A 26,823-nucleotide genomic window follows, 5' to 3' on the forward strand; every position below is an offset into this window, starting at 1 on the left:
TTGGAAATACTAAATCGTAATAATTATAGATTGATTGATATTCAGTACTCAGTATTAAAAACATTATCCGAAGAAACACCGAGGATACTGGTTAATATAGTATATTCATGGTGAAAAAGCTATCAAAAGTATGGTAAAAATGATATAATAGTGAGGTAGAAACGTATGAAAAACGAAGTCATTATAGTGAATAATGGTAGTGAAAAACACTATGAAGTGCCAGAATTTGGAACAATTACGATCCAAGTACAAGATGGTAAAATTATTCATGTAGAGCGTTCTATAAAAGAAAAAATTAAATAATCTGACTAGAATACTAGAGGATACTTTTAAGCTAAAAGGCTTAACGGTGTCCTCTTTTTTATTTATTAGGGTGGTGGAAATGTGAAAAAAGAATATCGAAACTTCATAAAAAGCGCTGAAAACTTTATCAGTATGGAGACGGCTAGCGCATTAATGATTATACAAGTCAATGATCCTGAGAATGAGGAAGCCGTTATTTCGATTGATCCACCTAATATTAATCCTAGTATATTTTGTAAGGATACTGATATTGATATAAAGCTCGGTAAATGGGATGGCATGTAATCAACAGAATAATTAAAAAAACAACAGAAAGGAGATTTTATGGCTGAAACTTTAAATATTAGACAAGACCGATTTTTAAAAGCATTACTTGAAGCCCCTTCCGTAGATTTAGCCTGTAAGCAAGCTGGTATTAATCGAACGACTGGCTATAAATATTTGAAAGACGAAGTCTTTTTAACTGAATATCGCAAGTTAAGGCGTGAAGCTATGCAACAGGTGACTGCTAGGCTTCAAAAGACCAGTGAGCAAGCTGTGACGGTGTTACAAGAGATTATGCTTGATTCTGATAATTCACCTAATGCACGTGTACAGGCTGCCAAGAATGTGCTTGATGTTGCTTATCGCTCACTTGAATTAGATGATGTCCAAGCACGTATTGAAGAAATTGAGAAGGTTATCAATGAACATTAAAAATATTGCTAAAAGACTAAAGCAAATAGAGCGCCAAGCCTTACCTTCACAGGTTGGCTTAGGGAATCAAATTTTAAATGAGGAACTAAAAAAGGCAACAGATGATGAACTAAGGGCGATTGCGGCTGATGATGTTGCTGCAGATAAATTTTATAGTGAGCGTGTTATACCTCGTCTAAATAAAATTAGGCAGCGTGATCCAACCCAATAATTAGATTGATAAATATTTTAAAAATAGAATGGAGAAAAGTAAATCATGGAAAATACAAAAACAAAGTATGAAATTTTAACAGAGCTTTTAGCACAAATGGTAAAAGATGAAAAATTACCTGAGGATATCATCGCCGCTTGTATTAAAGAAGCGGAAGAAAAAGGTATAGATGAGGCTAAGGATGATAAAAAAGAAAAAAGTGTTATGGATCAAATGATCGATGCTTTTACAGAAGGATTATAGGAGAAGATTATGAGTAAATTAAGTGTAATTGTACAAGAACAACAGACTAAATTTTCAGTTATCGATAAGAATATTAGCGATTTACGTAATCATGAGAGTGAGCTGCGTAGTAATTCAAGTGCTAAATTAGTAGGCACTGCTAAATATTCTTTGGATACTTTTAAAGATAAAAATAGTGTTAATAATGATTTGAATGACCTTAATAAATTGATTCAGGAAGCAGAAAAAGAACGTGAAAACTTGGTTAAGTATCAATCAAAGAAACTGATGTCAGAAATAGAAAATATTGTACGAAATGAGCAAAGAACTTTAGAAGAAAACCTTCAAATTAAGTATTTGGAAGATTTACAAGCTGCAGCCAAAGAGATTGTTCGTATTCGCCAAGAATGGTTAACAGAGTTACGAAGTGGTTTAAATGATCTATATGAGGAACGCTTGAACTTGCGTATCTATGTCGATAATAGTAAAGATTATCTTTTAACTACATCAATTTCATCACTTCAAAACTTACGTATTCAAAATAGTATCGATGATATTTTAAATCGAGCAGAAAACTAGAAGGGGAATAAATAATGATTACAGGTACAGTTAAATGGTTTAACGAAAAAAAAGGCTACGGATTTATTACTGGAGACGATAATAACGATATTTTCGTTCACTACTCCGATATTGTGGTTACTGGTTACAGAAAGCTTGTAGAGGGTCAAAAGGTTGAGTATGAAGTTACTGAACATAACGGACGTAATAAGGCAATTAGCGTTGCAATTTTAGATTAGTTTTGTGAGTAAGCTGCCTTAATTGGTGGCTTACTTTTAAAAAAAGAGCTGATTTTTATATATTGGATTGTCATTTAATATCTGATTAGTGAAAATTGGCTGTTTTTTGAATAACAATCAATAAGAGAGTACAAAAGTATACAGTCCATTTATATAAAAGTAGCCATTCAGAATGACCACATTATCATAAAATCTGCTATCGCACAAAACGATAGTGAAAAAAGTGGGTCAATCTAATCACTAAGAGTGATGTGTTTTTTAGTATAGGTGCCATTTAAAATGACACCAAAGGATAAAATTGGCACTCTAAAAAAGAGATAAAATCTGACATTTCTGACGCCCTAAAAAAGGCTTGACTATAGGACCAAAGGAATTACATCCCCCCCACCGCCTAAGCGTTAATGCGGAAGGAATGTAACTCCTTTTGTAACTACATTATACAGCAACTAAACATATTTATAAAGCGAGGTGTGACACTTGGAAGAAAGCCATTTAGAGATACAGCGATACTTTAGATTAGATAATAAAATAAAGCGATTATATGCACGTATGAGCGATTTAGAGCATTCTTTATATAATCGCACCCTAGCAACTCGTATCGTTTATAGTGGCTTAGATATCCATGTAGAAGCGCCTAGAATTGATATGTTGCTTGATGATATTGAGGGCGCTAAAGAATACGTCAGTCATGCACTAGAAATCACTATATTTAAGCACAAGGCTTTTAAACAGTGTTTGCAGTCATTTTCTAAGGCTGATTATTGGCTGATGATCCAATACTTTAAATATGAACATACTACCTCTATATCAAAAGATATCATCGAGCAATTACAAGATGAGATATATGAGATTGAAACGGCTGCAGCTTATCGATACGGCTTAGAGTTTCCAAAAGAGCCGTTGAAGCTGACGGATAACATGGACGATAAATTAGAAAGGTTGATGATGTTTCTTGACGACTAGAAATCAGCAAATTGTTTTTCTGTTAAGACATTGGAAAATGACTGAAAAAAACATCACTCTATTGACTTATTATGAAAAAGATAATGCTAGAATATTTTTCACAGCATTACAGCAATTAGATGAAAAACAACGTAATATCTTAGCCGATAAATATTATCATTCAGATAAAGAAGCCAATTTCGATAATTCTAGGGGGATTTACACCTCTATTATACCCAATAAAGATGATGAAATAGCTAAACAATACGCAATGACATTACAGGATTATCGTAAGCTTAGGATACGTGCTGAGAGTGATTTAGGCTATCTATATTCACTTGTAGAAAATGAAATAAAGGTTAAGCAATCAAATAAACTAGATGAGTTTGTTTTTAAAATGGGCCAATTGTATGTTAAAGAGGATAGAACAGCCAATCGTGATGAAGTCCTTATGACTACTGAACATGAGCAAGCCAAAGTATTTACTAAAGATAATTGTTATTTAAGTGCCTTGGATACCTGGAAATATGAAAAGAGTAGGACGTACCAAGACAGGCGGTTGTTGGAGTTGGAGAATATGAATAAATAGCATAGTTATAACTTATTTTGCTTTATGATACTAAACGTGTTACTCTAGTAATGTAATCAATTTTGGCATGTAATGAGAGTAGTATATAGAAATAGATAGTTCTCCTTTTGCTTATCAAACATTTTTTGCAATAATAAGCATACAAGATATGCACAAGGAGGAAACAATATGAGTAACGGTACAGTAAAATGGTTTAATGCGGAAAAAGGTTTTGGATTTATCACTGGAGAAGACAACAAAGATTTATTTGTACATTTTTCAGGAATTCAATCTGATGGATTTAAATCTTTAGATGAAGGTCAAGCAGTAACATTTGATACTGAAGAAGGCCAACGTGGTTTACAAGCAGTTAACGTTCGTAAAGCATAATTTCAAAAGTAGTCACGATTTACTTCGTGGCTCTTTTTTTTTCGGAAATCTTTTTTATAATTCTCAATAAACAAAGAAATTCTTAGTCATTTAATATAATAATAATATTTATTATTAGCAGGAGAATAGATATGATAGAAAAAAATAAATTTGAATATTATAGTTCATTATTTAAAATGTCTTATTTACAATTAGTAGATGAATTGATACAGAAATACGGAAGTGTAAAAGATGATTATTTTGAAAAGGGAGCATATAGTAGATTTCTAAATGGTGACGTGGAAAGAATTTTTAAAGGTAGTTACTCCAGAACTAGCGATGGATTGTATTGTCATCATGTTTTTGAAAATAAGTTTCATAATTTATCAGATTTAAATACGATTAAAAGGAAAAATTATCCATTCGAATTTCAAAAAAAAGAAAATCTAGTGTATTGTAATTTAATAGAACATGTAATATTACATACATTGATATCCAAAGAAACCAATAAAAAATTCGGTTTTAGAGAGTTAGAAAGTTATTTGATAAATACAGTTATATTTTGGTATGTTTTAGAAATAAAACCTAAAAAAAGAGATGTAAAGTATTTCAGTACTTCTTTTTTAACAGTAAATCAAGCTAATGTATTAATAACTAAAATTTATAATGAAGTGAATTTTACCCAGAAAAAAGATATAAAAGAAATAGAAAACATATTGAAACGTAAGCATTTTAGCGAACTAATAAATTTATCAATCATAAAAGAATCTATCAGAACAAACAAAAACATTTATGAAAATTTATCAGATTCTGATTTTATTTTAGTATACGATTGTGAGGACTATAGTGATGAAGTTAAATCAATTATCGATAAATATATTCCACATAGTTTTGTTTCTGAAAATCTTCAAAAGCATGATCAGCTACCTGTAGCGCAGATAATCAGTGAAGAGAATAAAATAAGGGCTACTATTGATAGTAGAAAGTTAAAAAAAATAATTGAGAAGATTGCAAACGAAAAAATAATTATAATTGAGAGAGAAATGCTTAGAAATCAAGTAGAATAAAAATGTTTACATAAAATAATAACACTTGTTAATTGAGTAGTATTTTTATAAATAATTTATCAAAATAAATGGTATTATACTTAATAATTTTGGCAGATTTAAGGCTATCGATTAAAACTTATTTAGATAAATAATTTGTGTTAATATACCTCATTTCAGTCATCTTTTGTGATGTGACTTATTTATTTTCGATAAAAGCAGTTATTACCACTAATAAAGCGTATACTTAAAAATGGTACACAGAATTTAACTGTACATTGGATGCGGAAGGTGGTAAAAATGAAATTAGGATTTATTAAATCAAATTTTCCAAACGAACAAAGAGTTCCACTATTTCCAAAAGACATCAAAAATTTTAACAACGAAATTTATATTGAACAAGGATTGGGTGATTATTTAGATATCCCTGATCAAGAATACAGAGATAAGGGTGCTGTTATCGTAGAACATAATGAAATTTTTGCTCTATGTGATGGCGTTTTTTCTTTAAAGCTCATACAACCTATAGACTATGAACTGATTAGGAAAGGTCAAATTATTATCGGTTGGACACATCCGAAAGGATCTGGAAAATCATTTATGGAAAAGCAAGCTTTACCTAAGGAGTTAATTGTTGTAGATTTAGATAATCGATCTCCTACAGTTTTTTACCAGAATAATGAATATCGCCCAAGTTGGATTCCAGAAAATTTTATTTACCAAAATAGTTTTTATGCCGGCTATGCAGGGACAATCCATGCTTTACTCAGTCATGGCATGTTTCCAAATGAATCAACAAAGATAGCGATTCTAGGTTCAGGTAATGTGGCACAAGGTTCGTTTCATGCAATATCTAAATTTTCATCAAATTTAAAAATGTTTTATAGAAGAACATTACCTCAGTTCAAAGAACAAATTGATCAATTTGATATTATTATTAACGGAATTGAAGTTGGAGATGATGGAAATCCAATTATTTCTCTTAGTGAACAAAAAAAACTGAAAGCAAATTGTTTTGTTATTGATATCGCGGCCGATGCCGGAAATGCAATAGAGAATACACATGGTACTAATATTGATGAACCTATTTATAAAAAGGATGGTATTTATTATTATGTTGTTCCAAACACTCCTTCATTAGTTTATCGCAATATAAGTAAAATAATTAGTGAACAATTTAGTAAATATGTCTATTCAAAGGATATAGATTCATTTATAAGACTAGTATCAAAAGATTGATCTACATAACTTTTTTATTAGTGAATAATTTTATCTTTTCGACATGATTTAATCTAGATGATATAACCGTGGGCACGAAAAAAATGTAAACGCTATAAATTATGGAATCTAAGGAGTTTATGCCGTGAGTGAAATTTTAGGTTATTTGGTTTTATGCATGTTAGTTGTAATAAGTGTTTGGCTATTAATGATTATGGGTAAATGGTGGGCAAAACGATTGGACGATAAAAATAAAGAGGACTGAAATTAATTAAATAAGCAACCCACTCATTGAGTAAGCTGCTTAGAATTGCTATAATAACTATGTCATATTGACGTGGTGGTTTAATATAATTTAATATTTAAAGGGGTCTGTGCATTTGTCTGTATGTGACCTCTTTTTTAGTTGTATTTAGTTTTATTGATTTTTGGTGAAATGTAGATATATCAAGTTTAAATGATACTAACAAAACCTATTGATAACGCCTTTTTTAATCCTTCTTGGTTAGGAGGTTATCATGGATGAGGCTGAGATTGTTTCATCGAATTAGATATGACAAAATTATTTGCATATTAGACGATGCGATGACGATAGACTTCATAAATTAATAAAGCCGCTGCAACGCTAGCGTTTAGGCTTTGAACATGACCAGTCATAGGAATGCTAATCGTTTCATCAACATTTTTTTGTAGCGCCGGGCTAATACCCTTGCCTTCATTACCAATAATAAGGGCAATTTTACCCTGAGTGTTCCATTTGGTATAAGGCGTGCCATTCATATCTGTACCAAAGACCCAAAAACCAGCTTCTTTAAGTGCTTTAACAGTGGCACTTAAATTCGTTACACGGGCAATAGGCACATATTCTGCAGCGCCAGTTGAGGTTTTAACGACGGTGCTTGTAACGCCGACAGACCGATGCTTTGGAATGATGATACCTGTCACTCCAGCAGCATCAGCTGTTCTTAAGATGGAGCCAAGATTGTGCGGATCTTGAATGCCGTCTAGGATGAGATAAAAGGCAGCTGTATTATTTGTTTTTTGAATTAAAGCTTCAAGTGTCCAATATTCAAAAGGTGTTACTGCTAAAACAAAGCCCTGATGAACCCCGCCGTCAGATAGCTCTTCTAGCTTTTTTTTGGTGACAAATTTGGTAGGTACATTATATTGCTTGGCAATTGCTTTTAACTGGTTGACATTTTTCCCTTTTAAATCTTCTTGAACGAATAGCTTATTACCATGCTTATTCTCAATTGCTTCAATAACGGCGTGCACACCATAAATAAAGTCATTAATTGCTTGAGTCATCCGTTTTCTCCGTTTCCTAGCGAGCTTTAGTTAATAATTATTTTTTTTATTTTCGATTTTCTTAATACAAAAATCAGTAATTTCTAAAACACGTTTTTGATCGCCGAGTAGGTGCAGGTAGCCAATGACTGCTTCAAAGCCTGTTGAGACCTTGTAAACAGCCGGGTCTGTATTTTTCGCGGTGGTGTGACTTTTAGCGTTACGCCCACGTTTAAAGATACTCCACTCTTTTTCTGTTAAGAATTTTTCATTTTTGAGTTGTTCAATCAAAAAAGCCTGTGCCTTCGCGGAGACAAAATGAGTTGCTGATTTATGCAATAAATTCGGTTTCGTCAGTCCCTTTTGGATTAGATAATCACGAATTTGAACCTCATAGATTGCATCTCCAATATAAGCTAATGCAATACCATTAATTAAGTTTGGGTTCATGTTTCCATCCTTTTAAACCGTGTGCCATCAGGTGTATCTAGCAGTTCAATCCCTTCTGCTTTTAACAGATTGCGAATTTCATCTGCCCTTTGAAAATCCTTATTGGCTCTGGCCATTTTCCGCGCTTCAATTAATTTTTCAATATCAGCATCAATAAAGGTTTGCTTGAAGGTAATTCCAAAAATATCACTTAATTCGATAATCAAGCTGCGCAAATGACGCAATGTCACCTTGGTTGGTGTGCCTTCTAGATAAATATTTGTCCAGCGCAGTAATTCATATAATACGGTAATACCATTGGCTGCATTAAAGTCATCATCCATCACTTTTACAAACTCTTTTTTAAAATTTTCTATTTCAATATGATGCGCGTTATCATCTAATGAATCCGCAATTGCGGTTTTCATTTTAAAGTCAAGATTTTCTAGCGTATTTTTTATTTTTTCAAGATTTGTTTTGGCTTCATCAATGCCGCTTTCAGAAAATTGAATTGGTTTACGATATTGTGTGGTAGCCATTAAAAAGCGAATAATTTGTGGATCAATTTCTTGAATCAGCTCGTGGACGGTTACAAAGTTACCCAAGGATTTACTCATTTTTTCATTTGCCTCACCAACCGTTACGAAGCCATTATGCATCCAATAATTAACAAAGGTTTTGCCAGTTTTGGCTTCAGATTGGGCAATTTCGTTTGTATGATGGGGAAATTCCAAGTCTTGTCCACCACCATGTATATCAATGGTATCTCCTAAGATTTCTGTTGCCATCACTGAGCATTCAATGTGCCAGCCCGGTCTGCCTTCACCCCAAGGTGATGCCCAGGAAGGCTCATTTGGCTTAGCTGATTTCCATAATGCAAAATCGATTGGATCTTCTTTTAATTGCAGCTCCTCACCAGTTCTTCCCCCAGCCCCAGCTTCCAGGCTTTCAATTGATTTATTTGCTAATGCGCCATAGTGATCAGATTTTTTTGCACGAAAATAAACATCCCCGGCCGATTCATAGGCAAAGCCCTTATTAATTAATATTTCAATAAACTGAATGATTTCAGGAATAAATTCAATTACTCTTGGGTGACGTGTTGCTGGTAAAACATTAAGTGCTGAAGTATCAGCTTGGTATGCTTTGATAAATTGATTTGCAATCTCAAGCGAGCTTTTACCAGCTTCATTTGCAGCACGAATAATTTTATCGTCGACATCGGTGAAATTAGAGATATAATTGACCTCAAATCCACGAAAAAGTAAATATCTTCTGATTGTATCAAAGGCAACCACACTTCTAGCATTACCGATGTGAATATAATTATAAACGGTTGGACCGCAGACATACATCCGCACTTTGCCCGCTTCAATTGGTTCAAAAGTTTCTTTTTGGCGTGTCATAGTATTGTAAATTTTAATCAAAAAAACTCACTCTCCTTTGGCGTTCCATATCAGCCATTTCTTCTTTGGTTAGGTTTTGTTGATGTACACGAACAATTTTAGCGGGAATGCCAACAACAGTAACGTGATTAGGGACATCCTTTGTTACGACAGCTCCAGCCCCGACCTTTGCTTCAATCCCAACCTCAATTGGTCCAATCAGTTGAGCGTGTGCTGAAACAAGTGCACCCTGACGTACGGAAGGATGCCGTTTACCACTATGCTTACCTGTACCACCAAGTGTGACCCCATGATAAAGCATGACTCCCTTTTCTACAACAGCTGTTTCACCAATAACTAGCCCGCCACCATGATCAATAAAAACGCCGTCTGCAATTTCGGCACCGGGGTGAATTTCGATTTGCGTTAAAAACCGCCAAAATTGAGAATTCATTCTAGCGATTAGTTTCAATTTGTGCTGCCAAAGGAAGTGACTAATTTTATGTGCCGCCAAAGCCTTTACACCAGGGTAGGTTAAAAGAACTTCCAGTCCACTGCGCGCAGCAGGGTCATTTTCTTTAACAATTGAAATTGTTTCTTTCCAAAAGCCCAAAGCAGATTCTCACTTTCTAAATAAATTTATTTGAGTATTTAATAGTCTTTTTAAATGATTGATGGTTAATTTAGTAGGATTTTCGCTTGCTCCAATTACCAACTAATGACATTACATTATTTTAACATTAAAAAGACTAAAAATCAGAGTAATTCTGGAAAAACTGCTTTGAATTTGAAAGGATTAAATTCAAAAAGGAGCTGTGACATAAGTCCTAACCCCTTTTGTAATGTTCGTAATTTACGAGTTAAATTGCCTAAAAAATCTCAAAAAGTACATTGCCCGCTCGGGTGAAGTACGACCGAGCGGGCAATGTACTTATTTGACAGGCTTTCTCGGATTTAAGCTGTTCAAATAGATATGTCTTCGGTCAGACAAAATGTCTCTGACTGAATAAACGAATGGCTTGCCTATTTTTCACAGTTTTAATCGGAGAGAGTAAGCACCTTTTTTACGATTTTTTATGAGGCAATTAGCCATTTTCTACTTGCTAAACGTCTTTTGTTCTACCTTCAATTGTTAATGATTTGTTGTGCCCCGTGTTTCAGTTCTAGTTGTTTTATTTTGGTCTTTTGGGTCAACATTGGTCTTACCATCTCCACTAAAGTGTTCTTCATCATGTTGACTGGTATAATGACCAGCATTTTGATTGCGACGATTACCCATTTTATTCACCTCAATTTCTAGATTATATTTATATTTTTATATATTTTTTATTAATAATCAATTATTTTGATTGAATCGATTATCAAGTGAAGCATGGATGAGTTATTAATATTACTTTTTTGTTACAAAAATATTTATTTTTTATTACAAAGGATTGTTTTCTAAAACGTAATCGTGTTAGTATTAGTAATAAGTCAAAACAGATATTTTAAGGAGATTATAGTGAGAGAGCGTGGGTTATTAATTGTTTTTTCTGGTCCATCTGGTGTGGGCAAGGGAACTGTTAGAAAAGCAATTTTCGATAATGAAAATCATGAATTTGAATATTCAGTATCAATGACGACTAGAGCACAACGTCCAGGTGAAGTAGATGGTGTTGACTATTTCTTTCAATCTAAGGTCGAGTTTGAGGAAATGATTAAAAAGGGCGAGATGCTTGAATACGCCGAGTATGTCGGTAATTATTATGGAACGCCATTAAAGTATGTTAATGAAACTCTAGATCAAGGAAAGGATGTTTTCCTTGAGATTGAAGTTCAGGGTGCATTACAGGTTAAAGAGAAAGCACCTGATGGTGTTTATATTTTTTTAACACCGCCTGATCTAATTGAGCTACGTGAACGAATTACTAATCGTGGAACAGACTCAGAAGAGGTTATTAATGAAAGAATGCAAAAAGCGCGCGAAGAAATAGAAATGATGCAGCTATACGATTATGCTGTAGTCAACGATGAGGTGTCTCATGCGGTTGAACGTGTCTTGAAGATTATTGATGCTGAGCATTGTCGTGTTGATCGTGTAATTGGCAAGTATCGTAAGATGCTGGATACGATTATCTAAATAATATAGCTGGTTTATTGAGAAAGAGGAGAAATTAATTATGATGTTAAAACCGTCAATTGACAAATTATTAGACCAAGTAAATTCAAAATATTCCTTATGTATTTTGGAAAGTAAACGTGCGCATGAATTAGCCGAGGGTGCTGAACCTACAATGAAGTTCAAATCGGTAAAAAATACTTTGCAGGCACTTGAAGAAATTGAAGCTGGTACGGTAAAAATTCATCCTAATCCAGAGTTGAAGCGTGAGCAAATTCGTCAGAAGGCAGAAGAGGAACGACGAGCTAAAGAGGCTGAAGAGCGGAAAATTCAAGAGCAGATTGCTCAAGAAAATGAATTGGCCGAAAAAAGCAGAGAAGCTAATGTTAATGTAGTGGAATAATTAATAAGGGAGCTAGGAGGATAACCTTGCTCTTTTTCTATTAATTAGTGTTTTAGGTGGTGAAAATATGCTGATTGATGCATATCAAAGGAGGCTTAATTGCTAGTCGCTAAAGTTATTGTTGATATTGCTTTGATGCAAACTGATCGGGCTTATTCATATCTGGTTCCGCCAGAATTAGAAACAATTATTGAAAGGGGAATGCGAGTAATTGTCCCCTTTGGTAAGGGTGGTCGTTTAATTCAAGGCTTTATTATTTCGCTTGAAAGGCTTGAAGCAGTAGACTTTGACATAAAACAAATAGTCAAAACACTGGATATTACACCAGTTTTAAATGATGAATTGCTAATGCTAGCCGATTTTCTTAAGGAAACAACGTATGCGTTTAAAATATCTTGCTTACAAGCAATGCTCCCTAATTTATTGAAGCTAGATTATGATAAGGAATTTATTAAGCTAATAGATAATCAGCAAACGGCAGCTATTTTTAAAGCTGGTTCAGTTATTTCTTGGCAAGAGGCATCCGATAAGAAATTATTGGCAGCCTTACAAAAACTGCGCTTAGTAGGAATGGTGGAGTTAAGCTATTTAACTAAGCAAAAGGGACACGCTAAGCTCGAAAAACGGATTACACCTAATGATATTACGGCTTTGGAACAGATTAATATACGAAAAAATGCCAAAAAACAGCAAGCATTATTAAGCTATTTAAAGGGCATGACGGAGCCAGAGCTCATCTCACAGATAAAAGAACAGGGCTTTTCAACTGCGGATATTAATCAGGCAGAGGTGAGAGGCTGGCTGACGATTGACTTGGTTGAAATTTATCGAAAGCCCTTTGAAGTGATAGATTATGAGAAGGTTACCTCATTGACTTTGAATTCAGAGCAGCTATCAGCGGTTAAACAGATAGAGCAATCATTTGAAATGGCAAAAACTTTCTTGCTAGAGGGCATTACGGGAAGTGGCAAGACGGAGGTTTACCTACAGCTTATTGCCAAAGTACTGCTGGCTGGGCAAACCGCATTAATGCTTGTGCCAGAGATTGCTTTAACACCGCAAATGGTTACGCGGTTTGTCGGGCGCTTTGGCAAGTCGGTAGCGGTCTTGCATAGTGGCCTTTCTGATGGGGAACGTTATGATGAATGGCGAAAAATTGAACGTGGAGAGGCAAGGGTAGTGGTTGGTGCACGTTCGGCCATATTTGCCCCTTTATTAAATATTGGCATTATCATTATTGATGAGGAGCATGAAGGCAGCTATAAGCAAAATAGCGTACCGCGCTATCATGCGCGTGATGTTGCGATTGAACGTTCAAAGTATCATCGATGTCCGTTAGTATTAGGGAGTGCAACGCCGAGCTTAGAGTCGCGTGCGCGCGCTCAAAAAGGGGTCTACGATTTTCTTCGTTTAACGCAGCGCGCGAATCCTAAAGCGAGCTTGCCAACTGTTGATATTGTTGATTTCAGAGACTATTTTGGTGAGTTAAAATCTCAAAACTTTACGCCGTTATTATTAGAAAAAATAAAAAATCGTCTGTCTAAAAAGGAACAGATTATACTTTTGCTTAATCGAAGAGGTCATTCTTCATTTATACTATGCCGTGATTGCGGCTATGTTGTTCCTTGTCCAAATTGTGAAATTTCTTTAACCTTACATATGGATACTCATACAATGAACTGCCATTATTGTGGTCATAAAGAAGCCATCCCTCAGCAGTGTCCTAACTGCCACAGTAAAGAAATCCGTTATTATGGAACAGGTACGCAAAAAGTGGAAGCGGAGCTTAATACACTCTTACCTGATGCCAAGGTGATTCGTATGGACGTCGATACAACTAGTAGAAAAGGCGCACATGCAAAGCTATTACAGCGTTTTGAAATGCAGCAGGCAGATATATTGTTGGGTACTCAAATGATTGCTAAGGGTTTAGATTTTAGTAATGTAACCCTGGTGGGTGTTTTAAATGCGGATACTGCCCTTAATTTACCTGATTTTCGCTCAAGTGAAAGAACCTTTCAGCTATTGACGCAAGTTGCTGGACGTGCTGGACGTGCTGAAAAAGCCGGTGAGGTAGTCATTCAAACCTATAATCCAGAGCATTATGCGATTCAGCTTGTTAAGCATCAAGATTATGAGGCGTTTTATCAGCGTGAGATGGAATTTAGACGTTTGCTTGCTTATCCACCATATTATTTCACGGTTCAATTGACAATTACGCACCGTGATTTAAAAAAAGCACAGGCTGAAAGCTTTCGGATTGCCCATCAATTAACTGAAACGCTTTCAAATCAGGCTAAAATTCTAGGTCCGGTACCTGCATTTATTGCCCGAGTTAAAAATGAATATTTTTATCAAATAATGATTAAATACCGTTTTGAATCCGGATTGTCGAAGGTCTTAAAATCAATTTTAGCTGAAAGTCAGAAAAAGGCCAGAGAAGGCTTGAAAATCATGATTGATGTTGAACCGCAAAATTAGTACAAGTAAAGGAAAATAATGATACGAGAGATTGTAGTATTGCCAGATGAGGGCTTAAGACAGCAAACGGAACAAATTAATGAAATTACTTCGGAGACATTGGATTTATTAGATGATTTATATGATACGATGATTTCGGGTGATGGTGTCGGGATTGCCGCACCACAGATTGGTGAGAGCGTTAAAATAGCGATGGTTCAATTAGATGATGGCGAATTGCTGGAATTAATTAATCCTAAAATAATTCTTGCAACAGGATCGGATATCTTTGTCGAGGGCTGCCTTTCGATTCCTAATATGTATGGTACTGTTCGTCGAAATACGAAGATTGTGGTTAATTATTTAGATCGTGATGGTGAGCAATGTCAAATTATCGCTGAAGCGTACTTAGCGAGAGTCATTCAGCACGAGATTGATCATCTAAACGGCATTTTATTTATTGATAAAATGATCGAAGAAATACCAGAAAATGAGCTTGAAGCCTATTATGAAAAACACGACAATAGCTAATATCTAGTATTTAATAATTAAATATATGGATTTATAGACTAATTCGTTGATTTATAAGGAGAAAAAATGACTAGAATTGTATTTATGGGTACACCAGCATTCTCAGTACCAATATTAGAAGGCCTAGTAGCCAATCACTATCAGGTGATTGCTGTTGTCACACAACCAGATCGACGTGTTGGCAGAAAAAAAGTGATTCAGGCACCACCAGTGAAGGTAGCTGCTGTAAAATTAGGTATCCCGGTTTTACAGCCAGAAAAAATTAAAGATAGTCTTGAAATGGCTGAAATAATTGCTTTAAAGCCGGATTTAATTGTCACTGCAGCCTTTGGTCAATTTCTACCAGAAGCACTTTTACAAGCAGCCTCTATTGGGGCAATCAATGTTCATGCCTCATTACTGCCAAAATATCGAGGTGGCGCACCTGTTCATCATGCGATTATGAACGGTGACGATAAAACAGGCGTTACCATTATTGAAATGGTGAAAAAAATGGATGCGGGAACGATGTGGGCACAACGTGAAATTCCAATTGAATGGGATGATAATGTTGGAACAATGTTTGATAAGTTAAGTATTCTTGGAAAAACACTATTACTGGAAACTTTGCCGTCTTATATTGCAGGTGAATTAAAAGGAGAAGCGCAAGTAGAGGCGCTAGTGTCAATCACACCAAACATTACTGCAGAGCAGGAGCGAATTGATTGGCAACAGGGTGCAGCTGCAATATACAATCAGGTTAGAGGTCTTTATCCATGGCCAGTTGCTCATACGACTTGGCAAAATGAACGCTTGAAAATTCAAAAAGTCGCTGTGATTGATCAGCAGACAGATAGCTTACCAGGCACAATTGTTAAGAAAGGTAAAAAAGAATTGCTTGTGGCAACTAACCATGGTTTAATTTCAATCAAAGAATTGCAGCCTTTTGGTAAGGCGCCAATGTCAATTGAGAGCTTTTTAAATGGCTTAGGACAGAAGTTAAAAGTAGGAGAACAATTTGGCGAGTAAGAAAATTCCAGCGTGGCTCAAGGTAAATCCAAGATTTTTAGCTTTACAAGCCCTTAACAAAATTCTGAGTGGCGAAGCATATTCAAATCTACTGTTGGGTGATATGCTTAAATCGACTAGTCTTTCGGATCGCGATCGTGCCTTATTTACAGAAATGGTCTACGGTACGGTTGCCCGAAAATTGACTTTGAAATATTTTTTAAATACTGCGATTAAAAATCCTAAAAGGTTGGATGATTGGGTCGCTAATTTATTAATGCTCTCAGTTTATCAAATGCAGTACCTAGATAAAGTGCCAAATCATGCAATTTTAAATGATGCCGTTGAAATTGCTAAAAATTTTGGTAATCCCGGTATTGGTAAATTTGTCAATGGTGTCTTGCGCAATCTGACTCGCAATGGCGTGCCAAATATTTTGGCAATAGATAATCCAATTGAGCGCTACTCGATTCAGTATTCAGTCCCTGAGTGGTTAGTTGAAAAGCTAATACAACAATACGGAGACGAACGAGCTCTTCAAATTTTTGATAGTCTTTTTGTTAAGAATAAAGCGAGCATTCGAGTGAACACTGCTAAAACTTCAGTTGCAAAGCTTGAACAGCAGTTAAATGCTTTGGACTTTGCGGTTAGCAAAAGTCAGCTATCGCCTGTGGGTCTAATTGCTAAGCGTGGCTTTTTTGCGGGTAATGAGCTCTTTGATACAGGGGAATACACGATTCAGGATGAAAGCAGTCAACTGGTTGCACCGTTATTGGAGGTTCAACCCAATGATAAAATATTAGATGCGTGTGCGGCGCCTGGGGGTAAGACTACTCATCTTGCGACTTATTTGACGACTGGGAAAATTACAGCGCTTGATTTATATGACCATAAGCTAAAGCTGATTAATGATAATGCCAAACGTCTAGGTGTTGATCGTTATATTGTCACTCAAAAATTAGATGCTACTCAGGTAGCACAGCATTTTCCAAAGGAAAGCTTTGATCGAATTTTAGTGGATGCACCATGCTCAGGTATTGGGCTAATTCGCCGCAAACCAGATATCAAATATCGGAAAATGGCAGCTGATTTTACAGCTTTGCAAAAAATTCAGTTGGCAATATTGGATAGTTGTGCGCAAGTGTTGAAAAAATCGGGTATAATGGTGTACAGTACTTGTACAATTATTGCAGAAGAAAATCAAGAAGTGATTGAAAGGTTTTTAGCAAGTCATGCTGATTTTGTGATTGAGAAAATTGAAACCTCTGTGGGACTCACAGAGGATGGTCAGCTTTTATTGACACCAGAATTATATAATACGGACGGTTTCTTCATTTGTAAATTAAGAAAAAGGTCATAAATAGTTATTGGACTATAAGAAAGGTAGTGTAATGGATTATAGTTATTTATCTAACATTGGCAAAAAACGTACTATGAATCAAGATTATGTCAAGGTTTTTAAAAATTTGCAAAACGTACTACTATTTTTACTTGCGGATGGTATGGGCGGTCATCAGGCAGGTGACGTTGCTAGTAAATTGACTGTTGAAACGCTCGGAGAGAGATGGCAAGCAACCAATTTTGAAACAGGTGAAGCAATTGCAGAATGGCTTGATGCAGAAATTAAGCAGTTAAACAGCTTAGTTTTTGAGGAAGGGCAAAAGGATGCGTTCAGAGGGATGGGGACAACGATTGAAGCACTGTGCATTTTTGGCTGTGAATTGATTTTGGCCCACGTTGGAGATTCGAGAAGCTATTTATTAAGAAGTGATACATTGATTCAAATTACCGAGGATCATTCTTTAGTGAACGAGTTGCGCCTACTTGGTGAAATTACTGCTGAAGAGGCTAGCCACCATCCAAGAAAAAACATCATTACCAGAAGTGTTGGCATGCCTAATGATTTGAATGTAGATATCATTCAGCGGACGGTTCAGTCAAATGATTTATTCTTAATTTGTTCGGATGGTCTATCTAATATGCTTAGTGATGAAGAAATCCTAAAACTGCTCGTTTCATCAGAAACGCTTGAAGAAAAAGCCGAACATTTGATTAATCAAGCAAATGAGAATGGTGGTTTGGATAATATTACTGTGCTGCTAATAAAAGTTCCGGAGGTAAACTATGATTGAAATCGGTAAAATTTTTAATGAACGTTATCGAATCATAAGCCCTATTGGCAGCGGCGGTATGGCAAATGTTTTCTTGGCCGAGGATTTAATCTTACATCGACAAGTTGCGATTAAAGTTTTACGGACGGATTTTCAAAATGATCCGATTGCGATTCGTCGATTTCAACGAGAAGCCCATGCAGCCACTGAATTAGTTCACCCAAATATTGTGAGTGTTTATGAAGTTGGTGAAGTAGATGGCATGCAATATTTAGCGATGGAGTATGTCAAGGGCAGCGATTTAAAACATTATATCCGTGAAAATGCTCCCCTCTCCAATCAAGAGGCAGTTCGTCTGATTAGAGAAATCTTAGCAGCCATTACTGTAGCGCACGATCATAAAATTGTGCATCGAGATTTAAAACCGCAAAATGTATTGTTAGATGAAAATTGTACTGCAAAAATAACAGACTTTGGTATTGCTACAGCTTTTAGTGAAACCGGTTTGACCCAAACCAACTCGATGCTTGGATCGGTACATTATTTGTCACCAGAGCAAGCAAGAGGAGCATCTGCTACTTATCGTTCAGATATTTATTCAATTGGGATTATTTTGTTTGAGATGCTAACTAATCAGGTGCCTTTTGATGGTGATTCAGCAGTTTCAATTGCATTGCAGCATTTTCAGGAGGAAATTCCTTCTGTGCGCGAAATTAATCCAAATGTCCCACAGGCATTAGAAAATGTTGTAATTCGGGCAACGGCAAAAGAGATAGATAATCGTTATTCAACAACAGAGGCGATGCGTGAAGATTTAGCAACGGTGCTGAATCCGAGTCGGGCGAATGAATCCAAGTTGACCTTTGCTAAAGATCGTGAAGCGACCAAAACAATGTCTAAATTGGTGCTAAATGAAGCAACGGCATCCAATCTGGTAAATTCGATGTCTGAATCGAGCCAACCTGAGAACCCGGCTACTAAAGCTAAGAAGAAAAGCAAGAAGTGGTCCAAAAAGAAAAAAATTCTGCTAATTTTAGGTATTTTGGCGGCATTGGTAGGCTTAATCTTGTTTGCCATTTTGACAACACCAAAAGATGTTACAGTCCCTGATGTTACCAATCAAACACAAGCGGATGCTGAAGACACGCTAAAGGAAAGTAACTTAAAAGTCGGAAAAATAATTGAGGAGTCCAGTGATTCTGTTGATAGCGGCAAGGTTACTCGGACTAATCCTAAAGCAGATTCTGTTGTTAAGGAAGGCCGTTCTATTAATTTGTATGTTTCTTCTGGTAATACGACAATTGAAATCAGTGACTATACTGGTGGAGAATTTAGTGATGCGAAAAATGAATTGATGCAGACATATGGTCTTAAAGCGAGTCAAATTAAAGAAAAGAAGCAGTCAAGCGATGAATATCCGAGTGGTACGGTTATCAGCCAAAGTCCAGCAGCTGGCACGAAAAAAGGGAATAAGTTTAATCCTGAGACAGATACAATTACCTTAACTGTTAGTACAGGACCTAAGGATTTTGTTATTGATAATTATATTGGAACTGATGCTACTGCTGCTAAGAATGCTTTAATTAACGCTGGATTAGCTGAAAGTAAAATTCATATTGTATATCAACAGGTGACCTCTGGAACTGCTGGCGCTGTTATTGCGCAGGATCCTGCTGCCGGTCAGAAGGTTAATTTTGAAAGTGGTTCTGTTACACTAACTGTTGCTCAAATATCGGAAATTGATTTAAGCAGCTTGATTGGTATGACAGAGGCCAATGCGTTGAGCTATGCGGAGGAAAAGGGTGTTTTAGTCAATGTGACTAGAGATTATAGTGATAGCGTTAAAGAAGGTAATGTGATTTCTGTAGATAAAACCTCAGCTCGTGCTGGTGAAACAATTACGATTGTGATATCTCAAGGTACGAAGCCTTCCTCATCCTCAAGCTCAAGTAACAGCAGCTCATCTAGCTCAAGTAATAGCAGCTCAGAGGAACCAACAGGTTCTCAATAATCTTATTTATTTACTCGGGCGTAATTTGCCCGAGTAGAAAATCTGGCTTCAACGGCTTGAAATGTTCGATACAAGAAAAAATAATTCGCGATAAAAGACATCGCTATAATTATTTTTAACCTGTACTCACATTTCAGAACGAGCTGTTTATGCTTTTTAGGCAATTTAACCCGTAGATTACGAACATTACGAAAGGGGTTAGGACAAAAAGTCCTGACCCCTTTTTTAATTTTAATAAAATAGGTGTTTGGGCTTTGCAAAAATATAATTTCATGGTAGAATTGGTATGTACCAATTAAGAGTGCTATTTGAAATATAAAAAAGATTTTAGCTAGGAGTGAGAGTAAATGGAAATTATTAAAGTTGCAACAGTTGAAGAAGGCTCAAAAGTTGCTTTTGAATTAATTAAAAAATCGATTAACAAAGGTGCGAGAGTCTTTGGTTTAGCTACTGGTTCAACACCAGAACATTTCTATCAAGAAATTTTGGCAAGTGATTTGGATTTTTCTGATAAAATTTCAATTAATCTTGATGAGTATGTTGGCTTAGGTGAAGGTGATGAACAAAGCTATGATACTTTTATGAAGGAGCATTTGTTTAATCAAAAGCCATTCGCAAAATCATATTTACCTGATGGCAAAGCAGGTGATTTAACAGCAGAAGTTAAGCATTATGACCAAATTATAGATAGTAATCCAATTGATTTTCAAATTTTAGGAATTGGTCAAAATGGACATATTGGCTTTAATGAGCCGGGCAGCTCATTTGATTTGACCACTCATGTTGTTGATTTAACACCATCAACGATTCAAGCGAATAGTCGATATTTTGATAATATTGAAGATGTACCTACACAGGCTGTATCGATGGGCATTAAATCAGTGATGAAATCAAAGGAAATTGTGCTAATGGCATGGGGCGAACAAAAAGCAGATGCAATTGCAAAAATGGTTAATGGGGAAGTGACCGAGACCCTTCCAGCCAGTGTTTTACAAAATCATCCTAACGTAACTGTGATTGTTGATGCCGATGCAGCTCGTCTATTAAATTAATAGCAAAAAAAGTGAGTGATACTCGCTTTTTTTGTTGATTCTTTTTAAAATAGCTATAGCTAGTAAGGAAAGGCTATGGCTGAAAGTAGGAGGAAAAATGACAAAAATAGTTGGTATTGCTGGAAATCGAGTGATTGAATCAATTGATTATTTTCATGGTAATCCTGTAGATTATATTCAAACAGAATTGGTTGAAGGGCTGCAGCTGTTTGACGCCTTACCAATTATTTTGCCGATTGGTAAGCCAGAGTTGGCTGAGCAATATGTTGAAAAAATCGATATTTTAGTACTGGGCGGTGGTCAAGATATTTCACCAATTTACTATAATGAGGAGCCTATACATCCTTTGGGGATGACTTTTCCACCACGGGATGCTTTTGAAATTGCGCTAGTTCAAGCAGCACTTCACCAAAAGAAAGCTATTTTTGGTTTATGCCGAGGGATGCAGCTAATTAATGTTGCGCTTGGTGGTACATTGTATCAGGATATTAATCAATTGCCTGAAATAACAATCAATCATCTGCAGGCGCCTACACGGGAATGTTTTAAAACACATAGAATTAAAATAAGCAATGATTCACTATTAGGTCATTTTTTACCTGACGAGTGCTTGGTGAATTCCTATCACCACCAAGCAATTAAAAATCTTGCTGATGGTGTAGTAGCAACGGCACATAGCACAGATGGTGTAATTGAAGCCTTTGAGTCTCCAGCTAATCGGATTTTAGCAGTGCAATGGCATCCTGAAATGCTTTGGCGCTATCATGAAAATGAGCGTTGTCTGTTTAAGTATATCGTGGAGCAATTGTAGGCTAATAATATAGATAGGCGGTAAAGAAATAACCCTGTGCCTTGAATTTATTTTTCAAATGCCAGCGTTATCAAGCTAATGCGGCATCAGTTTTTTTACTTTTTTAAAATTAATAAGCGATAGGCAGGAGGTTGGGATGATCAGTCCTTACCTCTTTATTTAAGACTCTTGATTTATGGACTTAATTGTTTAAACATTCAATTATTTTAAGCTGTGGCATCCTTTTATTGAACGTGTTTAAGCCTTAGCTCAAAAATTAAAAGTAAATCGCTTTTTTTAATTTAAAACACTCTCTTTTTTCATATTTAATTAACATTCAATTCATAATAGATAAAACTGCTTTTAAATGACTCTGTTTTATTTAAAAACAATGAAAACTATGATAGGATAATGACAAACGGTTTGTTAAAAAGCCTACTTTTTTATTGATGATGGAGGAGAAAACGGTGTTTCAAACAAAAAAAATTGAAAGCAATGGGAAACAGTATCAATATTATGATATTGGGGAAGTTGCGCATGAAAAAATTAACAAATTACCTTATTCATTGAGAATTCTTTTGGAGTCTTTAGTAAGACAATACGATGGTGAGGATATTACACAAGCGCATATTGACGGTATTTTAGCCTGGGTTGATGAGGGTCCGGCTGGTGAAGTTCCCTTTAAACCAACGCGCGTTGTCCTACAAGATTTTACAGGCGTACCGACAGTTGTTGATTTAGCTGCAATGCGGGATGCCATGAAAAATTTAGGTGGAAATATCAAGGAAATTAATCCCGAAGTTCCTGTTGATTTGGTTATTGATCATTCGGTTCAGGTTGATGCCTTTGGTACAGAGGAAGCTCTGCAATATAATGCGAAGCGGGAATTTGAACGTAATTACGAGCGCTATGAATTTCTAAAATGGGCACAGGATAGCTTTGACAATTTCCGTGTTGTGCCACCAGCGACTGGGATTATCCATCAGGTGAATATCGAATATCTTTCAGATGTTGTGGTCACAAAAAACAATATTGTCTTTCCAGATTCCCTGGTCGGAACAGATTCCCATACCACGATGATTAACGGCATTGGCGTTCTCGGTTGGGGGGTCGGCGGAATTGAAGCAGAAGCAGGTATGCTTGGAGAAGCTTCTTATTTCCCACTGCCAGAGGTGATTGGTGTCAAGCTAAACGGTAAGCTGCCAAAATCAGCAACAGCAACTGATTTGGCACTTAAAGTCACGCAAGTGTTGCGGCAAGAGAATGTTGTTGGCAAATTTGTTGAATACTTTGGTGAAGGTCTTAAATCATTAACACTAGCTGATCGTGCGACAATCGCTAATATGGCACCTGAATATGGTGCGACCTGTGGCTATTTTCCAATTGATGATGAAACCTTAAATTATATGAGGCTAACCGGACGAGATGCTGCCACAATTGCGCTTACAGAAGCTTATGCCAAGGCGAATCATTTATTTTATGATGAAAATCAAGCGGTGACTTATACCAAAGTGGTAGAGATTGATTTAACGGCAATCGAAACAAATCTTTCTGGTCCTAAGCGTCCACAGGATTTAATCCCATTATCTCAAATGAAAGAGGCCTTTAATCAGGCTGTTGTTTCACCAGTGGGCAACCAAGGTTTTGGTTTAGAGCAAACAGAATTTGAAAAATCAGCTGCGGTTGAAATTGATGGTCAAACAGATACATTAAAGACTGGAGATATTGGTATTGCAGCCATTACGAGCTGTACTAATACTTCCAATCCATATGTTATGATGGCTGCCGGTCTTTTAGCTAAAAATGCGGTTGAGAAGGGCTTGAAGGTGCGCCCAACTGTTAAAACTTCATTGGCGCCGGGCTCTAAGGTTGTTTCGGCATACTTAGAAAATGCCGGTGTTTTAGATTCATTGGATCAGCTGGGCTTTGATGTGGTTGGCTATGGCTGTACGACCTGTATTGGTAATTCTGGTCCGCTTCACCCAAATATTGAAGAGGTGGTCCGTGAAAATGATATCTTGCTAACCTCTGTTCTTTCTGGTAATCGAAACTTTGAGGGACGTATCCATCCGTTAGTAAAAGCCAATTATTTAGCGTCACCGCCGATTGTGGTAGCTTATGCAATTACAGGTAATGTTAATATTGATTTAACCAATGAGCCCCTAGGTGTTGATTTAGAAAATCAGCCCGTGTATTTAAAGGATATCTGGCCGGATGATGATACAATTAACCAAGCTGTGTCAGAGTATGTAACGCCTGAGTTATTTGAGGAATACTATGCTAAAGTTTTTGATGCCAATGAATCTTGGAATGAGATTGCAACGGCAACAGGAGAAGTATACTCTTGGAATCCGGCTTCCACATATATCGCCAATCCACCTTATTTTGAAGGGATGACGACTGAACTACCAGAACAGGCAAATGTTGAAAATCTGACAGTGCTCGCAAAATTTGGTGATTCTGTGACGACTGACCATATTTCGCCTGCCGGTGCAATTGGGATGAAATCTCCAGCGGGCGCCTATTTATTGGATCACCAAGTTGAGCCAAAGGATTTCAATTCGTTCGGCTCAAGACGTGGTAATCATCATGTGATGATGCGTGGGACCTTCGGTAATATTCGGATTCGTAATCAAATTGCTGAGGGTACAGAGGGCGGTTATACAACCTATTTTCCGACTGGTGAAATTATGAGTATTTATGATGCTGCGATGAATTATAAGGCTGATGGTACTGGATTAATCATACTTTCTGGTAAGGATTATGGTATGGGCTCTTCTCGTGACTGGGCAGCTAAGGGAACAAATCTATTAGGTGTCAAAGCAGTAATTGCTGAAAGCTATGAACGGATTCATCGGTCTAACTTAGTCATGATGGGCGTTTTACCATTACAATATTTACCGGGAGAGAGTGCAGAAACCATCGGTTTAGCTGGTACTGAACAATTTGACATTGAAATTCCCGATGTCTTTGGGATTCGTGATCGGGTTAAGGTTAAGGCTAAAAAGCCGGATGGCCAGCTTAAAGAGTTTGAAGCAATCCTGCGTTTTGATGCGAAGGCAGACATTCGTTATTATCAGAATGGTGGCATTCTACCGATGGTGATTCGGAAAAAAATTCAAGCAGCAAATTGATTATTTATAAAATATTAATTTACAAAAATAGATATTAATAATTGAATTATAAGGAGTAGAGATGACAGCAGAAAAAATTAAGTTAGTTGATGGTAAGCTAAGTACACCAAATGAACCGATTATTCCTTTTATCATTGGTGATGGGATTGGACCAGATATTTGGCATGCAAGCGTTCGTGTATTCGATGCTGCCGTCGAAAAGGTTTTTGGCGGAACAAAGAAGGTATCTTGGAAAGAGGTTTTAGCTGGGGAAAAGGCATTCAATGAAACTGGGGAATGGTTACCGCAGGAAACTTTAGATACGATTGATGAATATCTAATTGCCATCAAAGGCCCTTTGACAACACCAATTGGTGGTGGTATTCGTTCTTTAAATGTGGCTTTGCGTCAAGAGCTAGATTTATACGCTTGCTTGCGTCCTGTTCGTCACTTTACAGGTGTTCCAAGTCCAGTTAAGCATCCTGAGTATGTTGATATGACGATTTTTAGAGAAAATACTGAGGACATCTATGCAGGTATTGAGTTTCAAGCGGGTAGTGAGGAAGTTCAAAAGCTGATTACCTTTTTACAAAATGAATTAAATGTTGATAAAATTCGTTTTCCAGAAACAAGCTCAATTGGTGTAAAGCCTGTATCAGAAGAAGGAACGAAGCGTTTAGTTCGTTCTGCGATTGAATATGCGATAAAGAATCAAAAGCCAACAGTGACCTTTGTTCATAAGGGAAATATCATGAAATTTACTGAGGGCTCATTTAAAAAATGGGGCTATCAGGTGGCTGAGGAAGAATTCGGTGAGGCAACATTTACTTGGAATCAATATGATGCAATTAAAGCAGCTGAGGGTACAAAAGCTGCTAATAAGGCACAGGATGATGCCTTGGCGGCGGGCAAAATTCTTGTGAAGGATGCAATTGCCGATATTTTCTTACAACAAATTTTAACACGACCAAAAGAGTTTGATGTCGTTGCCACGCTTAATTTAAATGGCGATTATATCTCGGATGCGCTGGCTGCTCAGGTCGGCGGCATTGGCATCGCTCCAGGTGCGAACATTAACTATTTGACTGGTCATGCGATTTTTGAAGCGACTCATGGAACGGCGCCAAAATATACAAATCTCGATAAGGTTAATCCATCATCTGTTATTTTATCAGGTGCCTTAATGTTTGAGCACTTAGGCTGGACAGAAGTTGCTAATCGAATTGTTGATTCGCTTGAAAAAACAATTGAGAATAAAACAGTTACTTATGATTTTGCGCGTTTAATGGACGGTGCGACCGAAGTTAAAACCTCTGAGTTTGCCGATTTGTTAATCGAAAATTTATTATAAAGTCATAAAAATAAAGAAGCTTCAGGATTTGCCACTCACTATTATGGCTGTTCCTGAAGCTTTTTGGTTTAATGCCAAATTGGACTGATTTTACTAAAATGCTCAATATGGATGCTAGGCGGCCGTCTTTAGACGACTGCCCTTTGGTGTTACTCAAGCGACATGGAATACTGAATTTTTAGAAATACTTTTAAGCTAAGCTTCAGATTATGCACATTGCCTTATGGTTCTCGTAAAGTTTGGATTATTTGCAAATATAATGATGCCTTCATTTTAAATCGACAGGTCTCATTTTATCATCTCAGGATAAATAAAAATTGAGTCGAAATATTTATCAGTCCAATTTATTGTAGAGCCGGTTTTTTATAAATCTATAGATTATTTAATTATTTTATCTTGTACTAACTCTATTTTTTTTGAGTTAAGAGTGATAAAATTGTAAC

Annotated in this window: 29 protein-coding genes; 24 read left to right on the forward strand and 5 right to left on the reverse strand. The window is 36.3% G+C overall.

What is annotated here, in order from left to right; translation table 11 throughout:
* Positions 1-165 precede the first annotated feature (165 nt).
* The 12 genes from HOY35_RS05585 to HOY35_RS05640 all read left to right on the forward strand — a co-directional run bounded on the left by HOY35_RS05585 (position 166) and on the right by HOY35_RS05640 (position 6,393).
* Entirely contained in the window at positions 166-303 is a 138-nt protein-coding gene (locus HOY35_RS05585; RefSeq protein WP_172211150.1) for a DUF2292 domain-containing protein, read from the forward strand.
* 81 nt (positions 304-384) lie between these two features.
* The gene (locus HOY35_RS05590; RefSeq protein WP_172211152.1) at positions 385-588 is read left to right on the forward strand and encodes a hypothetical protein; all 204 of its coding nucleotides are present in this window, start codon (positions 385-387) and stop codon (positions 586-588) included.
* Positions 589-627: 39 nt separating this feature from the next.
* Positions 628-999: a phage replication protein gene (locus HOY35_RS05595; protein WP_172211154.1), complete on the forward strand. Its 372-nt coding sequence runs from the start codon at positions 628-630 to the stop codon at positions 997-999.
* Positions 989-1,210 (forward strand): hypothetical protein, encoded by a 222-nt coding sequence (locus HOY35_RS05600; RefSeq protein WP_172211156.1) that lies wholly within the window; start codon positions 989-991, stop codon positions 1,208-1,210. Before HOY35_RS05595 ends, HOY35_RS05600 begins: the two co-directional genes overlap by 11 nt.
* Positions 1,211-1,255: 45 nt before the next feature.
* On the forward strand, positions 1,256-1,453 hold the full coding sequence (locus HOY35_RS05605; protein WP_172211158.1) for a hypothetical protein: 198 nt from the start codon (positions 1,256-1,258) through the stop codon (positions 1,451-1,453).
* Positions 1,454-1,462: 9 nt separating this feature from the next.
* Positions 1,463-2,011, forward strand: a complete 549-nt coding sequence (locus tag HOY35_RS05610) for a hypothetical protein (protein ID WP_172211160.1) — start codon at positions 1,463-1,465, stop codon at positions 2,009-2,011.
* Positions 2,012-2,025: 14 nt separating this feature from the next.
* The gene (locus HOY35_RS05615) at positions 2,026-2,229 is read left to right on the forward strand and encodes a cold shock domain-containing protein (RefSeq protein WP_172211162.1); all 204 of its coding nucleotides are present in this window, start codon (positions 2,026-2,028) and stop codon (positions 2,227-2,229) included.
* A gap of 477 nt (positions 2,230-2,706) precedes the next feature.
* A complete protein-coding gene (locus tag HOY35_RS05620; protein WP_172211164.1) occupies positions 2,707-3,192 on the forward strand; it encodes a hypothetical protein in 486 nt (161 codons plus the stop codon).
* 37 nt (positions 3,193-3,229) lie between these two features.
* Positions 3,230-3,760 carry a hypothetical protein gene (locus tag HOY35_RS05625; RefSeq protein ID WP_172211166.1) on the forward strand — a complete coding sequence of 177 codons (531 nt, stop codon included), beginning with the start codon at positions 3,230-3,232 and terminating at the stop codon, positions 3,758-3,760.
* Positions 3,761-3,928: 168 nt separating this feature from the next.
* Positions 3,929-4,129, forward strand: a complete 201-nt coding sequence (locus tag HOY35_RS05630) for a cold-shock protein (protein ID WP_172211168.1) — start codon at positions 3,929-3,931, stop codon at positions 4,127-4,129.
* Between the two features lie 131 nt (positions 4,130-4,260).
* Positions 4,261-5,175 carry a hypothetical protein gene (locus tag HOY35_RS05635; RefSeq protein WP_172211170.1) on the forward strand — a complete coding sequence of 305 codons (915 nt, stop codon included), beginning with the start codon at positions 4,261-4,263 and terminating at the stop codon, positions 5,173-5,175.
* Positions 5,176-5,454: 279 nt separating this feature from the next.
* On the forward strand, positions 5,455-6,393 hold the full coding sequence (locus HOY35_RS05640) for a N(5)-(carboxyethyl)ornithine synthase (protein WP_172211172.1): 939 nt from the start codon (positions 5,455-5,457) through the stop codon (positions 6,391-6,393).
* A 552-nt stretch (positions 6,394-6,945) separates the two neighbouring features.
* On the opposite strand, the gene rlmB is transcribed toward HOY35_RS05640, so the two are convergent.
* The 5 genes from rlmB to HOY35_RS05665 all read right to left on the reverse strand — a co-directional run bounded on the left by rlmB (position 6,946) and on the right by HOY35_RS05665 (position 10,752).
* Positions 6,946-7,680: a 23S rRNA (guanosine(2251)-2'-O)-methyltransferase RlmB gene (gene rlmB / locus HOY35_RS05645; protein ID WP_172211174.1), complete on the reverse strand. Its 735-nt coding sequence runs from the start codon at positions 7,678-7,680 to the stop codon at positions 6,946-6,948.
* Positions 7,681-7,710: 30 nt separating this feature from the next.
* Entirely contained in the window at positions 7,711-8,109 is a 399-nt protein-coding gene (locus HOY35_RS05650) for a Mini-ribonuclease 3 (RefSeq protein WP_172211176.1), read from the reverse strand.
* Entirely contained in the window at positions 8,106-9,515 is a 1,410-nt protein-coding gene (gene cysS, locus HOY35_RS05655; RefSeq protein ID WP_172211178.1) for a cysteine--tRNA ligase, read from the reverse strand. Before cysS ends, HOY35_RS05650 begins: the two co-directional genes overlap by 4 nt.
* Entirely contained in the window at positions 9,508-10,086 is a 579-nt protein-coding gene (gene cysE / locus HOY35_RS05660) for a serine O-acetyltransferase (protein WP_172211180.1), read from the reverse strand. The genes cysS and cysE overlap by 8 nt, the downstream gene beginning before the upstream one ends.
* Positions 10,087-10,605: 519 nt before the next feature.
* Positions 10,606-10,752: a hypothetical protein gene (locus HOY35_RS05665; protein WP_172211182.1), complete on the reverse strand. Its 147-nt coding sequence runs from the start codon at positions 10,750-10,752 to the stop codon at positions 10,606-10,608.
* 222 nt (positions 10,753-10,974) lie between these two features.
* On the opposite strand from HOY35_RS05665, the gene gmk reads away from it, so the two are divergent.
* The 12 genes from gmk to icd all read left to right on the forward strand — a co-directional run bounded on the left by gmk (position 10,975) and on the right by icd (position 26,380).
* Positions 10,975-11,592 carry a guanylate kinase gene (gene gmk / locus HOY35_RS05670; RefSeq protein ID WP_172211184.1) on the forward strand — a complete coding sequence of 206 codons (618 nt, stop codon included), beginning with the start codon at positions 10,975-10,977 and terminating at the stop codon, positions 11,590-11,592.
* Positions 11,593-11,632: 40 nt separating this feature from the next.
* Positions 11,633-11,974, forward strand: a complete 342-nt coding sequence (gene rpoZ, locus HOY35_RS05675) for a DNA-directed RNA polymerase subunit omega (protein ID WP_172211186.1) — start codon at positions 11,633-11,635, stop codon at positions 11,972-11,974.
* A 99-nt stretch (positions 11,975-12,073) separates the two neighbouring features.
* Positions 12,074-14,455, forward strand: coding sequence for a primosomal protein N' (priA, locus tag HOY35_RS05680; RefSeq protein ID WP_283770047.1), 2,382 nt, complete (start codon positions 12,074-12,076; stop codon positions 14,453-14,455).
* 18 nt (positions 14,456-14,473) lie between these two features.
* Positions 14,474-14,965 carry a peptide deformylase gene (gene def / locus HOY35_RS05685; protein WP_172211188.1) on the forward strand — a complete coding sequence of 164 codons (492 nt, stop codon included), beginning with the start codon at positions 14,474-14,476 and terminating at the stop codon, positions 14,963-14,965.
* A gap of 66 nt (positions 14,966-15,031) precedes the next feature.
* Positions 15,032-15,973 carry a methionyl-tRNA formyltransferase gene (gene fmt, locus HOY35_RS05690; RefSeq protein ID WP_172211190.1) on the forward strand — a complete coding sequence of 314 codons (942 nt, stop codon included), beginning with the start codon at positions 15,032-15,034 and terminating at the stop codon, positions 15,971-15,973.
* A complete protein-coding gene (gene rsmB, locus HOY35_RS05695) occupies positions 15,963-17,312 on the forward strand; it encodes a 16S rRNA (cytosine(967)-C(5))-methyltransferase RsmB (RefSeq protein ID WP_172211192.1) in 1,350 nt (449 codons plus the stop codon). The genes fmt and rsmB overlap by 11 nt, the downstream gene beginning before the upstream one ends.
* A gap of 31 nt (positions 17,313-17,343) precedes the next feature.
* Positions 17,344-18,084, forward strand: a complete 741-nt coding sequence (locus tag HOY35_RS05700) for a Stp1/IreP family PP2C-type Ser/Thr phosphatase (protein ID WP_172211194.1) — start codon at positions 17,344-17,346, stop codon at positions 18,082-18,084.
* A complete protein-coding gene (gene pknB, locus HOY35_RS05705; protein WP_172211195.1) occupies positions 18,077-20,074 on the forward strand; it encodes a Stk1 family PASTA domain-containing Ser/Thr kinase in 1,998 nt (665 codons plus the stop codon). Before HOY35_RS05700 ends, pknB begins: the two co-directional genes overlap by 8 nt.
* A gap of 347 nt (positions 20,075-20,421) precedes the next feature.
* Positions 20,422-21,126, forward strand: coding sequence for a glucosamine-6-phosphate deaminase (gene nagB / locus HOY35_RS05710; RefSeq protein ID WP_172211197.1), 705 nt, complete (start codon positions 20,422-20,424; stop codon positions 21,124-21,126).
* A 97-nt stretch (positions 21,127-21,223) separates the two neighbouring features.
* Positions 21,224-21,937 carry a gamma-glutamyl-gamma-aminobutyrate hydrolase family protein gene (locus HOY35_RS05715; protein WP_172211199.1) on the forward strand — a complete coding sequence of 238 codons (714 nt, stop codon included), beginning with the start codon at positions 21,224-21,226 and terminating at the stop codon, positions 21,935-21,937.
* 446 nt (positions 21,938-22,383) lie between these two features.
* Entirely contained in the window at positions 22,384-25,050 is a 2,667-nt protein-coding gene (gene acnA, locus HOY35_RS05720; RefSeq protein WP_349627493.1) for an aconitate hydratase AcnA, read from the forward strand.
* 61 nt (positions 25,051-25,111) lie between these two features.
* Positions 25,112-26,380 carry an NADP-dependent isocitrate dehydrogenase gene (gene icd, locus HOY35_RS05725; protein WP_172211203.1) on the forward strand — a complete coding sequence of 423 codons (1,269 nt, stop codon included), beginning with the start codon at positions 25,112-25,114 and terminating at the stop codon, positions 26,378-26,380.
* Positions 26,381-26,823: the final 443 nt, after the last annotated feature.

The organism is Enterococcus sp. MMGLQ5-1, from assembly GCF_013155265.1.
Classification (GTDB): Bacteria; Bacillota; Bacilli; order Lactobacillales; family Streptococcaceae; genus MMGLQ5-1.

Bases quoted from the DNA above. Each gene is read 5' to 3' on its own strand.
- def (WP_172211188.1), top strand. From the start codon at position 14,474: ATGATACGAGAGATTGTAGTATTGCCAGATGAGGGCTTAAGACAGCAA.
- HOY35_RS05585 (WP_172211150.1), top strand. From the start codon at position 166: ATGAAAAACGAAGTCATTATAGTGAATAATGGTAGTGAAAAACACTAT.
- HOY35_RS05605 (WP_172211158.1), top strand. From the start codon at position 1,256: ATGGAAAATACAAAAACAAAGTATGAAATTTTAACAGAGCTTTTAGCA.
- fmt (WP_172211190.1), top strand. From the start codon at position 15,032: ATGACTAGAATTGTATTTATGGGTACACCAGCATTCTCAGTACCAATA.
- rlmB (WP_172211174.1), bottom strand. From the start codon at position 7,680: ATGACTCAAGCAATTAATGACTTTATTTATGGTGTGCACGCCGTTATT.
- HOY35_RS05635 (WP_172211170.1), top strand. From the start codon at position 4,261: ATGATAGAAAAAAATAAATTTGAATATTATAGTTCATTATTTAAAATG.
- HOY35_RS05715 (WP_172211199.1), top strand. From the start codon at position 21,224: ATGACAAAAATAGTTGGTATTGCTGGAAATCGAGTGATTGAATCAATT.
- HOY35_RS05665 (WP_172211182.1), bottom strand. From the start codon at position 10,752: ATGGGTAATCGTCGCAATCAAAATGCTGGTCATTATACCAGTCAACAT.
- HOY35_RS05610 (WP_172211160.1), top strand. From the start codon at position 1,463: ATGAGTAAATTAAGTGTAATTGTACAAGAACAACAGACTAAATTTTCA.
- HOY35_RS05595 (WP_172211154.1), top strand. From the start codon at position 628: ATGGCTGAAACTTTAAATATTAGACAAGACCGATTTTTAAAAGCATTA.
- rpoZ (WP_172211186.1), top strand. From the start codon at position 11,633: ATGATGTTAAAACCGTCAATTGACAAATTATTAGACCAAGTAAATTCA.
- nagB (WP_172211197.1), top strand. From the start codon at position 20,422: ATGGAAATTATTAAAGTTGCAACAGTTGAAGAAGGCTCAAAAGTTGCT.
- HOY35_RS05700 (WP_172211194.1), top strand. From the start codon at position 17,344: ATGGATTATAGTTATTTATCTAACATTGGCAAAAAACGTACTATGAAT.
- pknB (WP_172211195.1), top strand. From the start codon at position 18,077: ATGATTGAAATCGGTAAAATTTTTAATGAACGTTATCGAATCATAAGC.
- HOY35_RS05640 (WP_172211172.1), top strand. From the start codon at position 5,455: ATGAAATTAGGATTTATTAAATCAAATTTTCCAAACGAACAAAGAGTT.
- icd (WP_172211203.1), top strand. From the start codon at position 25,112: ATGACAGCAGAAAAAATTAAGTTAGTTGATGGTAAGCTAAGTACACCA.
- HOY35_RS05630 (WP_172211168.1), top strand. From the start codon at position 3,929: ATGAGTAACGGTACAGTAAAATGGTTTAATGCGGAAAAAGGTTTTGGA.
- HOY35_RS05650 (WP_172211176.1), bottom strand. From the start codon at position 8,109: ATGAACCCAAACTTAATTAATGGTATTGCATTAGCTTATATTGGAGAT.
- HOY35_RS05600 (WP_172211156.1), top strand. From the start codon at position 989: ATGAACATTAAAAATATTGCTAAAAGACTAAAGCAAATAGAGCGCCAA.
- HOY35_RS05625 (WP_172211166.1), top strand. From the start codon at position 3,230: ATGACTGAAAAAAACATCACTCTATTGACTTATTATGAAAAAGATAAT.
- HOY35_RS05615 (WP_172211162.1), top strand. From the start codon at position 2,026: ATGATTACAGGTACAGTTAAATGGTTTAACGAAAAAAAAGGCTACGGA.